This window comes from Nitrosomonas sp. (assembly GCF_019635155.1).
In the GTDB taxonomy this organism is placed as follows: domain Bacteria; phylum Pseudomonadota; class Gammaproteobacteria; order Burkholderiales; family Nitrosomonadaceae; genus Nitrosomonas.
The window spans coordinates 253,199-266,194 of sequence record NZ_JAHBZY010000001.1 but is presented as its reverse complement, the minus strand read 5'-3'; the positions used below and the strand labels follow the sequence as shown (position 1 = coordinate 266,194).

Annotated in this window: 13 protein-coding genes; 7 read left to right on the top strand and 6 right to left on the bottom strand. The window is 44.1% G+C overall.

Annotation, left to right across the window (positions count from 1 at the left end; all coding sequences use genetic code 11):
• Positions 1-3 precede the first annotated feature (3 nt).
• From metX to KF839_RS01215, 4 genes are all read right to left on the bottom strand, one after another.
• Positions 4-1,131 (bottom strand): homoserine O-succinyltransferase MetX, encoded by a 1,128-nt coding sequence (gene metX, locus KF839_RS01230; RefSeq protein WP_292915991.1) that lies wholly within the window; start codon positions 1,129-1,131, stop codon positions 4-6.
• Positions 1,132-1,241: 110 nt separating this feature from the next.
• Complete coding sequence (gene ptsP, locus KF839_RS01225; RefSeq protein ID WP_292915990.1) at positions 1,242-2,972, bottom strand: phosphoenolpyruvate--protein phosphotransferase; 1,731 nt, start codon at positions 2,970-2,972, stop codon at positions 1,242-1,244.
• Positions 2,969-3,238: an HPr family phosphocarrier protein gene (locus KF839_RS01220; RefSeq protein ID WP_292915989.1), complete on the bottom strand. Its 270-nt coding sequence runs from the start codon at positions 3,236-3,238 to the stop codon at positions 2,969-2,971. The genes ptsP and KF839_RS01220 overlap by 4 nt, the downstream gene beginning before the upstream one ends.
• 2 nt (positions 3,239-3,240) lie before the next feature.
• Positions 3,241-3,633, bottom strand: a complete 393-nt coding sequence (locus KF839_RS01215) for a PTS sugar transporter subunit IIA (RefSeq protein WP_292915988.1) — start codon at positions 3,631-3,633, stop codon at positions 3,241-3,243.
• A gap of 253 nt (positions 3,634-3,886) precedes the next feature.
• Here KF839_RS01215 and KF839_RS01210 point away from each other — a divergent pair, with 253 nt between their 5' ends.
• The 6 genes from KF839_RS01210 (at position 3,887) to KF839_RS01185 (ending at position 10,359) form a co-directional block, all read left to right on the top strand.
• Complete coding sequence (locus KF839_RS01210; protein ID WP_292915987.1) at positions 3,887-5,137, top strand: diguanylate cyclase; 1,251 nt, start codon at positions 3,887-3,889, stop codon at positions 5,135-5,137.
• 295 nt (positions 5,138-5,432) lie between these two features.
• Complete coding sequence (locus KF839_RS01205; protein ID WP_292915986.1) at positions 5,433-7,256, top strand: fatty acyl-AMP ligase; 1,824 nt, start codon at positions 5,433-5,435, stop codon at positions 7,254-7,256.
• A gap of 7 nt (positions 7,257-7,263) precedes the next feature.
• Positions 7,264-8,178: an NAD-dependent epimerase/dehydratase family protein gene (locus KF839_RS01200; protein WP_292915985.1), complete on the top strand. Its 915-nt coding sequence runs from the start codon at positions 7,264-7,266 to the stop codon at positions 8,176-8,178.
• 24 nt (positions 8,179-8,202) lie between these two features.
• A complete protein-coding gene (locus tag KF839_RS01195; protein WP_292915984.1) occupies positions 8,203-8,457 on the top strand; it encodes an acyl carrier protein in 255 nt (84 codons plus the stop codon).
• A complete protein-coding gene (gene spt / locus KF839_RS01190) occupies positions 8,457-9,638 on the top strand; it encodes a serine palmitoyltransferase (RefSeq protein WP_292915983.1) in 1,182 nt (393 codons plus the stop codon). Before KF839_RS01195 ends, spt begins: the two co-directional genes overlap by 1 nt.
• A gap of 73 nt (positions 9,639-9,711) precedes the next feature.
• The gene (locus KF839_RS01185; protein WP_292915982.1) at positions 9,712-10,359 is read left to right on the top strand and encodes a hypothetical protein; all 648 of its coding nucleotides are present in this window, start codon (positions 9,712-9,714) and stop codon (positions 10,357-10,359) included.
• 101 nt (positions 10,360-10,460) lie between these two features.
• Here the strand turns inward: KF839_RS01185 and KF839_RS01180 are convergent, their stop codons facing one another.
• On the bottom strand, positions 10,461-11,351 hold the full coding sequence (locus tag KF839_RS01180) for a PEPxxWA-CTERM sorting domain-containing protein (RefSeq protein WP_292915981.1): 891 nt from the start codon (positions 11,349-11,351) through the stop codon (positions 10,461-10,463).
• A gap of 371 nt (positions 11,352-11,722) precedes the next feature.
• Here KF839_RS01180 and KF839_RS01175 point away from each other — a divergent pair, with 371 nt between their 5' ends.
• Positions 11,723-12,733: a metal-dependent hydrolase gene (locus KF839_RS01175; protein ID WP_292915980.1), complete on the top strand. Its 1,011-nt coding sequence runs from the start codon at positions 11,723-11,725 to the stop codon at positions 12,731-12,733.
• Here KF839_RS01175 and KF839_RS01170 read toward each other — a convergent pair.
• Complete coding sequence (locus KF839_RS01170; RefSeq protein ID WP_292915979.1) at positions 12,710-12,958, bottom strand: hypothetical protein; 249 nt, start codon at positions 12,956-12,958, stop codon at positions 12,710-12,712. The genes KF839_RS01175 and KF839_RS01170 overlap by 24 nt on opposite strands.
• Positions 12,959-12,996 lie beyond the last annotated feature (38 nt).

The window sequence follows — 12,996 nt, the reverse complement described above, 5'->3', positions numbered from 1 at the left end:
TTGCTAAATCGAAATATTGTCCATATACGCGCGCACAAGCTGATGATAACAAGGCGTTTCCATCAAAAATGAATCATGGCCGTGACTGGCAGTGATTTCCGCATAACTCACGTTGATTTCATTATCCAATAGCGCTTTGACAATCTCGCGCGAGCGTTCGGGAGAAAAACGCCAATCCGAGGTAAACGAGACCACTAAGAAATTCGCTGTGGCCACCCGGAAAGCGGCGCTCAAGTCGCCGTTATACGCTGCAGCCGGATCGAAATAATCCAGCGCTTTGGTCATCAGCAAATAGCTGTTGGCATCGAACATATCGGCAAATTTATCGCCCTGGTAACGCAGATACGACTCGATCTCAAATTCAATGTCAAAACCAAAAGACAATTCGCCTTTACGCAAACTGCGTCCAAATTTGGCCGCCATGGAATCATCGGATAAATAAGTGATATGGCCGAGCATGCGCGCCAGCCGCAAGCCACGTCTCGGCAGCGTATCGTGGGCGTAAAAATTACCCCCATAAAACTCCTGGTCGGTCATAATCGCCTGACGGGCCACATCGTTAAACGCGATGTTCTGCGCGGTCAGTTTGGGTGCTGCCGCAATCACCAAGGCATGACGCACTTTTTCCGGATAATCCAGCGCCCATTGCATCGCTTGCATACCGCCCAGACTGCCACCCACTACAGCGGCGAATTCCTTGATGCCTAAATGCTCAGCCAATTGCGCTTGCGCTTCAACCCAATCTTCCACCGTCACCACCGGAAAACTCGCACCATAATGTTTACCAGTGCGCAGATCAATGCTGGCCGGACCGGTCGAGCCATGACAGCCGCCGGGATTATTGACGCCGATTACAAAAAAACGATTGGTATCAATAGGCTTACCAGGACCCACCAGATTATCCCACCAGCCGATACTTTTCTCATTTTCCGCATAATAACCCGCCACATGGTGATTACCGGACAGCGCATGACAAATCAGCACCGCATTGGAACGCGCCGCATTCAATTGTCCGTAGGTTTCATACACCAGATGATAATTCTCGAGCGACAACCCGCTTTTCAATTGCAATGGCTTGTCAATTTGCACATACTGCGGCGTTACGATACCGACTGATCTTGAATCTTGCATTTATCTTATTGGGAGAAATCTAAGTGATGACTGAATAATCGATGGGGCATTATATCCCCAAAAAAAGGGACATTCACTAAGGAAAACTCTGATTCGACGCTACGAGAAGTTTAGATATCATTCAGCTTGGCAAGTAATGCACCCATTTTTTCCGGTTGGTCCGTCTTCATGATTTTTTGCGTCACCGGCAGAATATCGGGCAAGTGGCTTTTTAAGATCTGGTTTTTTACGGTCAATATCTGCGCCGGATACATGGAGAATTGCTTTAATCCGAATCCCAGCAAAAGCCGGGTAAAGTGTCTATCGCCCGCCATTTCCCCGCAAATCGATACCGGCACCTTGGCACGATTGGCACTCTGAATGATATGTGAAATCATCCATAAAACAGCAGGATGAAGCGGATCATAAAGATGCGCGACGGTATCGTCTATCCGGTCAACCGCCAGCATATATTGAATAAGATCGTTGGTACCGATCGACAAGAAATCCAATTTTCGCATGAATAACTCGAGGCTTAACGCAGCCGCAGGAATTTCGATCATGCCGCCAATCTTGATATGCTCATCAAACTGAAGCTTATCGTCTCTTAACGTTTGTTTCGCATAATCGATATGATGCACGGTTTGATCAATCTCCGCCGCGTTCGACAACATCGGTACAAGAATACGCACATCACCATATTTTGAAGCGCGCAGAATCGCACGCAGCTGCGTATGAAACATTCTTGGTTCCGTCAGGCTCAAGCGGATTGCGCGCAACCCCAATGCCGGGTTGGCCGCTACCTGCTCACTGCCTTTAATATTCTTATCCGCGCCCAGATCAAATGTGCGTATGATCACCGGCTGCTTGTGCATTTTGGTAGCAACCGCCCGATAGGCTTCAAACTGTTCTTCTTCACCCGGTAAATCATCGCGGTTGAGAAACAAAAATTCGCTGCGGAATAATCCGATACCGGTTGCACCGCTTTCTTTTACCTGAACGATATCTTCGGGCAGTTCGATGTTGGCAAATAAATCTATTGGCGTGCCATCCAAAGTCACCGCGGCAACGCTTTTAAGACGCTGCAGCTTTTTCTTTTCCAGTTCAAGCTGGCTTTGCCGCAAACGGTACTCGTCCAGAACATACTTATCCGGATTAACAATGACGTTTCCTTGCGTACCGTCGACAATCAGGCAATCATTCTCCACAATCAGCTGATGCGCGTGATGCAAAGCCACAATCGAAGGAATATTAAGGCTGCGTGCGACAATTGCAGTATGCGAGGTTTGGCTGCCTAAATCGGTTAGAAACGCGGTAAATTGATGTTGCTTATACTGCATAACATCGGCAGGGCTTAAATCGTGCGCCACCAGGATACTATCGCCGGCCAATTTCGAAGCTACCGGCAAATACCCGGGATGTCCCATCATCGCTTTAAGCACACGCTCGACTACTTGCATTACATCGGATTTGCGTTCGCGCAAATAAGCATCCTCGATTTCTTCAAATTGCGCCAGCAACACTTGCATTTGCTGCTTTAAAGCCCATTCCGCATTGCAGTAAGTCTGTGCAATGATGCTACGCGTGGCTTCTGACAAAGTCGGATCATCCAGAATCATCAAGTGCAGATCCAAGAAAGCGCTGAACTCCGCGCGGGCATGTCCATCAGCGACTGATTTCTGCAATGCCTCAAACTCCTTACGCACCACCGCAAAAGCGCTATCGAGCCGGGCGATTTCTTTCTCTACTTGATGTTTGGGAATCAAATAATGTATTACTTCTAAAGCAGCGGGAGCAGCTAAGTGCGCATGCCCGATGGCAATGCCTTCCGATACGCCCATGCCTTGCAGAATAAAGCTCATTCACCTTCACCAAAAAAATCTTCAACCAATGCGGTCAGAGCCGTCATCGCTTCCACTTCATCATCCCCCTCTGTTTCCAGTTGAATGTGGGAGCCTTTATTGGCGGCAAGTGTCATCACGCCCATGATGCTCTTTGCATTAACACGCCGGTTATTACGCGTTGCCCAAACCTCACATTTAAATTGGCTGGCCAGTTTGGTCAACTTTGCCGATGCGCGTGCGTGTAATCCCAGTTTATTGATAATTTCAACTTCTTTAATTTGCATGATCAAGATTCCACTTTGATTTGCACCACTCCGGACTGACCGCCGCTCAATCCCTTTTCAGTCACCACCGAAAGCGATTCGGCGCGGTACGTCAATGCTCTGATTAACATCGGCAAGTTAGCTCCCGCAAGACATTCCACTTTCCCCGGTTGAATCAAACAACTGGCAATATTGCAGGGTGTGGCCCCGAGTATGTCCGTAATAATTAACGCGCCTTTCCCGCTATCCAACTGCGTTAACAAGCTACGTGCATTAACAAGCACTGTACTGGGGTCATCCTGAACAAAAACACCAAGATGCATGAGCTGCGGTGGTCTCATACCGAAAATATGGCTCGCGCAGCGAATTAAATGTTCGCCCAAATCTTCATGTGTTATCACTAAAATTCCTATCATCTTGTCTGCATGAATCCGTGTATCAATAATTTTAGCATTGACAGAGTTTGGAAATAATCAACTATCAAGCGCTATTCTGAAAATCTTTCAGAATACCTGTATATTTCCAAACAACGCCACGATTCATTGCGGTATATTTTTGAATTAATGAATTGAGAAAAGCTCAAAACCCATTAAGCCAGCCAACAAGGACCCAAAACAACCATATACAACCATATGCCCCAACTTACTTAATGATCGGTAGGCATAAAATATGAAAAAGAATGATCGAATCCTAGCCTTGCAAAAAGCAGCTGAAGCGATGGTACGCGGCGATTTCTCGCCGGATATTCCAATTGGCGACGATGAAATCGGGCACTTAGGCAAGTCTCTAAAAGCGCTGTCTGATTATCTTCAGAGGCAGTCAGAAAGAACTCAGTCGCTTTACCAAATAATGCGCGAGTGCAATCTCAATCTTCATCTGATTGATGTATTGAATCATATTTTTGAATCATTTAAGGAACATTTGTCTTATGACCGCATCACTTTAGCGCTCTTGGAAAGTGAAGGAAGTAAACTGAAAATACATTGGTCGCGAGCTTGTTATCAGCATTTAGTATTGAATATCGGTCAATCAATTCCAATGTCCGACAAAGCGCTACAAACGATTCTCAATTCTCAGGAAATGCTGATTATTGATGATCTTGAATCTCATCTTGAAGAACATTCCTCATCCCGGCTGGTTCAAGCAATTTTGCAAGAAGGAATTCACTCGTGCCTTATTTGCCCTTTACATGCAGCAGAAAAAGTACTCGGTTTTATTTTCTTCTCCAACCGCAAAAAGAATGTCTTTAAAGACTCGAACCTGCACCAAGATTTACCTTTACAAATTGCCAGTCAGCTATCCGCCCTGATTGAAAAGGCGCAATTATACCAAGGTATAAAACAAAACAAGCAACTGATAGCGCAAAAGAAATATTTGGAACAGCGTGTTACACATGATGTGTTGACCGGATTGCTGAATCGGATGGCCATTTTCGATATTTTGCACAAACAAATTCAGAGAGCCAAACGAGGAGGTTATGGAATCGCTATCATCATGATCGATATCGATCATTTTAAAAACATCAATGACACCTACGGTCACCTCGCGGGCGATACTGTGCTATGCGAGATCGCTAACCGATTAACTCAATCAGCGCGTGTTCACGAGTATATCGGGCGCTACGGTGGCGAGGAATTTCTGGCGATCATTTCTCCCTATGATCAAGACGGTGCTCTAAAAGCAGCCGAAAGACTCCGTAATGCTGTTGCATGCAGACCCATACAAGTCGACCATTCGTTTATTCCTGTAACAATAAGTCTGGGCATTGCCATTGATTCGCTTCCAGATACATTAGACACCAATCTACTATTACGTCGTGCTGATGAGGCACTCTATTCAGCTAAGCATAAGGGCAGAAATCGTGTTGAAATTTCGCCCCAAAATACCGCAGAAAGAAGTCGCATCGGCAATCACGATTGAGTAAGTAATTTTGTTATTACACAAGAATAGTTCCGGTAACAGCAAATGTTGTTTTAGTACAACACTATTCCCAATATTGCCTTGACATGAAAAAGCTCATTATATAAGCTGCGGTGTGGTCAAATATGACACACTCATATTTTTAAGCAATGAAAGTGGTGAGCGTTCGAATGAAAATTTTCCAGCCAGCAAATAATCCGTTATTAACAATTAATAAAAAGAGTTGGCGCGCTCAACCGGTATATCTTGCTTCAGAAAGTAAGATAACAAGCACTATTACTTCGAGGGGAAGATCTTGAGTTCGACAATAACCAAGTTGAACGCTCCGCTAACGCAAGCGTTTGATTTTCAACCTTCAAGCGAAATACAATTAACACCAACGCCAACCCTTAATTCTCTGTCTCAGAGGTTAGCTGGTTTTGATACTCTAACGAGTGCATTGGAATACGCGGCAAATGGCACGACAGGCTATAACTTTTACGATGCCAAAGGTAATTTACGCTCAGTTCTGCCCTATAGCAGACTCAGAGCGAATGCTCGCGCTTTAGCACAGAATTTAGCTGGATTTGAGTTATCACGCGGTAGTCGAGTTGCGATTATTGCTGATACTTCACCAGAGTTTATCGAATTGTTTTTTGCATGTCGCTATGCTGGTTTAGTACCTTTTGCAATGCCGATACCGGTTAATCTCGGTAGTCATGCGATCTACGTACAACAATTACGCGGGATGCTTGAAAGCAGTCAAGCTAGTATTGCACTGGCAAATCTTGATTACATTAGTTTTCTGGAAGAAGCGGCTGCAAAAGCGAATCATGTGCAGTGGGTTGGAACACCAGGAAAATTAAGCGAAGCCCCATCGAAGGATTTCAACATTCTCCCGAATCTTCCAGACGAAACTGCCTATTTGCAGTTTACATCGGGCAGTACACGTACGCCAAGAGGTGTTGTAATCACAGAACGGGCTTTAATGAGTAATTTGCAAGGAATTGTCCGGAATGGTTTGCAGATTAGGCCTACTGACCGCTCTGCTTCATGGCTACCTTTTTATCATGACATGGGACTGGTTGGATTGGTTCTAGCTCCTATGGTCACACAAATTTCCGTCGATTATTTGGCAACCAGGGATTTTGCGATTCGACCTTTACAATGGCTTCGGTTGATTAGTCGCAATCGTTGTACTGTTGCATTTAGTCAGCCTTTTGGCTTGAAACTTTGCACGTTGCGAGTCCGCGAATCTGATCTTAAGGAACTCGATTTAAATTGTTGGCGGGCAGCTGGTATTGGTGCCGAAATGATACGCCCTGATACTTTAAGAAACTTCGCCGAAAAATTTGCATCGGCTGGTTTCGACAAAAACGCGTTTCTACCATGCTATGGTCTTGCAGAATCAACACTCGCAGTAACCTTCTCCCCCCTCGGTGAAGGATGTAAAAGTATTCAAGTCGACAGTAAAACACTGATTGACAAGAAAATGGCTGCAAGACTGCAAGCAGATGGTCGCAAGCAAAATGAGTTTGTTAATTGCGGACGCCCTTTACCTGGTCATACTGTTAAAATTGTAGATGAAGAAGGTCAGCAATTATCTGAAAAGATGGTAGGAAGTGTATTAGTGCAAGGTGACAGCCTAATGACCGGATACTACAATAACCCTGAAGAAACCAATAAAGCGCTTAAAGCCGGTAATTGGCTCGACACTGGAGATATTGGCTTCTTATTTGAAGGAGATCTGTATATTACAGGGCGTAGAACAGATGTCATTATAGTGAATGGCCGCAATATTCGCGCACAAGACATCGAGGAATTGGCGGAACAACAACCAGAAGTAAGATCACGTGAGGCTTCAGCTTTTGGCATCAATGATGAGGACGGCACTACAACTATTGTTTTAGTTATTGAATGCAGACTTACCACGGTTACAGAGCGTCAATCATTGACAACCAGGTTACAGCAACTTGTTTATATGGCATTTGGTGTCAATTGTGTTGTTGAGTTGGTTCCACCTCATACTTTACCAAGAACTTCATCCGGAAAGCTATCTCGCTTTGCTGCTAGACAAGGTTATATTCAAAGAACGAATGTTTCTAGTCAGCTTTCTTTTGTAGAATCCGGCGACAGATAAGCTGTGTATGCCTAAATTAGTAGCCGTTACAGGTGCTACTGGTTTCATAGGAAGCATACTCATACAAGAGTTAATCCAGAAAGGCTGGTCAGTTCGAGCATTAACCCGAACAGATCAGCCTAATCCGGAGCAAGAAATCCAATGGATTCGTGGTGATCTTGATGACCTCAAAGCTTTGGATCTATTAGTCAAAGATGCATCGGTTGTCATACATTGCGCAGCTACCGTAAGAGGAAGTTCATTTAAGGAATTTTCTCAAGTTAATATCAAAGGAACAGAAAATATTCTTTCTGTTCTTACCAATCAAAAATTCTATCCACGTTTCTTATTAATTTCATCCTTAGCAGCTCGTCAACCTGAATTATCTTGGTATGCTCATAGCAAATATTTATCTGAGCAAAAACTGATCAATTTCTCGAACAAACTGCATTGGGTTATTTTTCGTCCAACAGCCGTATATGGACCTGGCGACAAAGAACTAAAACCACTATTCACCGCCATGCATCGTGGATTTCTCCCCGTCGTGGGAAAGATCAACAACCGAGTTGGGTTAATTCACGTATTTGATTTAGTCGCCGCTATTTTAGCTTGTCTCGTAGCAGAAAATAATGTTAGCGGTATCTTTGAGCTTGATGATGGTATGCCCAATGGATATAGTTATCAGCAGTTGGCTAATTTAGCGGAGCAGAGATGGAAGCGGTCGGTACGCTGTGTTACGATACCCGACAAGCTTATTCGTAGCATCGCTTTCTCAAATCTTATGCTTTCTCGCATATTTCATTATTCTCCGATGCTGACACCCGGAAAAGTTAATGAGTTGCAGCATAGCAATTGGGTTTGCGACAATTCGGCCCTAATGCAAGCGCTGCCAGCTTGGAGGCCAAAAATTCGTTTTCAAGATGCGCTGACGGAATTAGCCTAATTCTTAAATTAACTTGATCTACTTATGACCGAAAGTAATTACAACGAGATTACATCACTTCTCTGTGATCGTCTTAGCACTTTAACAAATTCTAATATAGAAATTACTCCCGACACGAACCTAATTAGTCAATTATCAATCGACTCAATTAAGTTACTTAATCTTATCATGGAGATTGAAGATACTTTTGATGTTTCAATTCCTATCAATGCGTTAGCGGATGTACAAACTGTTAGGGAATTGGCCGACTTAGTCTATAAAATTAAATTTGCATCATAATGAATCTACTTGAGAAACTGGATGCTGCTGCAGCAGCAAGAAAAGCACTGTTACCCGATGGTGTTGGCGCCTTTGGAATACCGATTGAAGAAGTGTATTCAGCAACCGAAGCAAGAATTGGTGATCGCCGCGTACTCCTGTTGGGTACAAATAATTATCTGGGATTAACTTTTGCTCCCGAATGCATTCGTGCCGCACATGAAGCGATTGATAACGAAGGAACAGGAACGACAGGATCGCGAATGGCAAATGGTAGCTATTCTGGTCATCGCGCTCTAGAACGAGAATTTGCCGACTTTTATCAATGCAATTCCAGCATTGTATTTACTACGGGCTACCAAGCTAACTTGGGAACAATTACCGGGTTGGTCGGACCTGGAGACACAGTACTGATTGATGGCGATTCCCATGCAAGCATCTATGATGGCTGTATTTTAAGTGGCGCGGATATCATTCGTTTTAAACACAATGATATGATTGATATGGAGAAACGATTACACCGACTGGGCAGCCGAGTCGAAACAACACTCATTATCGCGGAAGGAATTTACAGCATGCTTGGAGACCAAGCACCTTTAGCTGAGATTGTAAAATTGAAGAACACTTATGGCGGCACCTTACTTCTCGACGAAGCACACTCGCTAGGCGTATTAGGTGAAACGGGACAAGGATTAGTCGAGAAAACCGGATTACTCAAAGACGTTGATTTTATCACGGGTACTTTTAGTAAAAGCTTATGTAGCATCGGTGGATTTTGCGTCAGTAATCATCCGCAACTCAATCAACTTCGGTATGTCAGTCACCCTTATATTTTTACGGCATCGCCGTCACCAGCAACCATCGCATCAACTCGTGCCGCATTAGAATTGCTTAGAAAAGGCAATCACTTACGCACACAACTATGGCATAACTGCATACAACTTTATACACGGCTTAAAGATGCCGGATATGTTCTCGGACCCGATCCAGGTCCGGTTATCGCGGCAATCGTTGACACTCCGCAACAGGCTTTGCTGCTATGGCAGAAGTTGCTTGAAAATAATATCTATGTGAATCTGATTCTTCCACCCGCGGCCCCGGAAGGAAAATCATTGGTTCGATGCAGCGTAAATGCAGCCCATACATACGAACAAATTCAATATGTAGGAGATGTTTTTAGCCGTTTGCGCAGCTTGACATAAGCTCTTCGTCTCATCGTTAAGTATTATATTAATCCGAAGTCGTCACTTTTCTTTTAAGAAATGAGGTAACCCCATGAAATTACCGCTGACACTGCTTTTTGTATTATGTTTCTTTCATGAAAATGCCTTAGGAGTTAGCATCACTTATAGTGGCTTTAAATGCCTGAATGCCACTGATGCAAATGACCCCACACCCAGCAGCATATTCGTTCAAAGTAAATTCGAGTTAACAGAAGATACCGGCAATGGGATATATCGGCTCAATTTAACGGGTGGAATTCCGCGAATTATCAATAACAACCCTGTGATATGCATTGATAGTGATACTGCAATTGGTTACGCCGGGATTCCCGAATTTGACGGATTACCCGGACCACTAGACTCAATAGATGCAACAGCTTTCTTTAATGGCAAAGAATTATTTATTGTCGTCAGTTCCATTGCTACCGATTTGAGTGCAAGAAGAAATCCGTTGTCATCGTTTAGCACCAGTCTCATTTTTACTTTCACCAATACTTTAATATTGGAATACAACGCTACCGAATCAATATTTAAGCTGAGAAATATAATACACAATCGGGGTTTTACACATACCAGCGGATCGACCAGTTCGATAATACCTTTTTTTGAAACAGTTCTTCCTTCTTTTAATGAAACGGCACGCGATCAACCTAAAATTCTAACCCCCATCATTAATATTGATTATTTATTAGAAAAATAAGGTTCTTGTGATAGTTGCAAAAAAACAAGCCACGAAGATATTCTCTCCGCGGCTTGTAAATTTGTTAGCTTTTTGTTGTTTGCTTCTATTTTATAATCTAATTACGCACTACGACGACGTAGTGAGAAGCCAATCAAACCAAGACCTGCCAGCAACATCGCATAGGTTTCTGGTTCTGGAACAGCCATCACATATTCATAGCCAATCGTAACAGTTTGCCCTGGATTAACGTTTCCAAGATCAAATGCCAGGTTAATGGAATGATCGTTAAAACCGTAATCACCAACGGCTTGGTTAGTCGCGAAAATAAACGCTGGATCTATCGGAGCGCAGCAAGAACCGAATACGGTATCAACATAAGCCGCAATGGCTGTTGCAGAAGCGCTGGTGGTGTTATGCAATTCTAAAATATAACCATCCGAACTTGTTGCTCTAACTGCAGCATCTGTCCCACCGGTCGCCAAGATTTCATTGTGTGTTCCAAAACCACCACCAACAGGAATACCTTGATCTGGATCAACGCCCACGCTCCACATCACATCGTTAGCAACTGATGTTGAATTGTTGGTTAAGTTAATCATAACAGATACATGGCCATCTGCTGGAATCGATACTGTTTGAGTGAAGGTCCAACCATGTGCACCAAAAGGCAAGTTGGTGTTGACTTCAACTGCAGAGCCAACCGGAATCGCAGTCGCACCAAATGGATTGCTTGTATCGCCACCTACAGCTTCATCGGCAACAGCAACCAGAGATCCGCCAACGCTCAAAGAATAGTTGGATGCCCAAGTTCCATGATTGACATATTCACGACCATTAAAGCTCATTCCCAATCCACTCGCTTCTGTTGCAGAGAAGTAGCCTGCATCAGCAATCGCTGCAGAAGTCGTGTAATTGCTGATCACAACTGGACCAGCTTGGACAGCAGCAGCGAATGTTCCACATAACGCAACCGCAACAACTTGTGAAATGGTTTTTTTCTTGAAATTCATAATTAAAACTCCTTTTATCTTAACGTTAAAGCATTACAGCAAAAAAACAAAAAACCGTTGGATTATGAAGCCATACATAGTTTTATTAACTACGATGAGAATGCTAACTTAATTATTAATTTAATAAAATAGTACTAGCCGACCTTTTATCTAGGACATTTGTCCTAGAAATTGTACTAGTCACTCGTCTAATAAAGACGCTATTTACAAACAAAAAATATCCACTCGTTTGCATTCTTTAGTACATATGATAATAATTGAGAAAAAGCAATGAAATCATCACTACTCTTTCTTTTGCCATTGTATCCTATTTTCTTTCGATATTACATCCAATTTTCTTACTTTTTAGCATTAAAATTAGCTTAATAACTATGGATTTATTAACTCAGGGGTTACTGGGCGCCACAATGGCGCAGTCAAAGACCCACCGCAATGAAACTCGCCTCGCTGCGGGTATCGGTTTTATTGCCGGAATTGCAGCGGATGCGGATATTCTGATTCAATCAGAAAATGATCCCCTCTTGAACATCGAATTTCATCGTCATTTCACGCATTCATTACTATTCGTTCCACTCGGTGCTTTGTTGGTTGCGCTTGTGCTATGGCCGTTTTTACGAAAACGATTAGCGTTTGCCCGCCTGTATCTATTTGCTTTTCTTGGATATTGTTTAAGTGGCGTGCTGGATGCATTTACCAGCTATGGCACCCATTTGCTCTGGCCGATCAGCGATGCGCGCATTGCACTCAATATCATCTCGGTACTGGATCCGGTCTTTACGATGATTCTGTTGATTGCAGCCGTATTCGCTTTCAAAAAACACACTTATACTGCAGCACGGATTGGGTTGCTACTCGCAGCCGCTTATCTATCGTTTGGCTGGTTGCAGTTGCAACGCGCCGAAACTGTCGCCCGAACATTAATCGCCGAACGCGGACATCAAGCCGAACAGCTTCTGGTCAAACCGACGCTCGCCAATCTGGTGCTATGGCGCTCGATCTACGAATTTGAGGGCAGGTTCCATGTGGATGCCATCCGCGTCGGTTTGTTTTCCGATCCACACGTCTACCCAGGCGAATCAGTAGAAAAATTCGTGCTCGAACGCGATCTGAAAAGACTGCCTGCCTCATCTGTCTTGGCGCAAGATATCGCCCGCTTCAGTCATTTCTCCGCCGGATTCCTCGCCATCCGCCCGCAACAACCGGATGTATTGGTCGACGTACGCTATTCCAATCTACCGACAACAACCACGCCGCTGTGGGGTATTGAAATCAACCCGGAACAACCGGATCAGCATGCAAAATACAAGCTTTACCGGGATTCATCCAGCGCAACACGGGAAAAATTTTTGAAGTTGCTGCTAGGTGAACATATGTTGGAATAGCAAATTTCTATCGCCTTTCGTCACCTGTGCCTTGTGCAACAGGTCATTCCGCTCGATTCCACTCGCTGGAACAACTGTCGGCCATCCTGATCCGACAAAAGCGGCTTTGGCGACTGCTTTGATTGAGCCGCGCGCGCCCCATGTCGTCGCATTCATCCAAACGCAAGTTAAGTTATCGTCGATACCGTAGTCGACATACAACCGTGCCAGCAGAAACTCCGCCAAGCGTCAATGCCAATGCCAATGCCCGCGCATTATTAGCG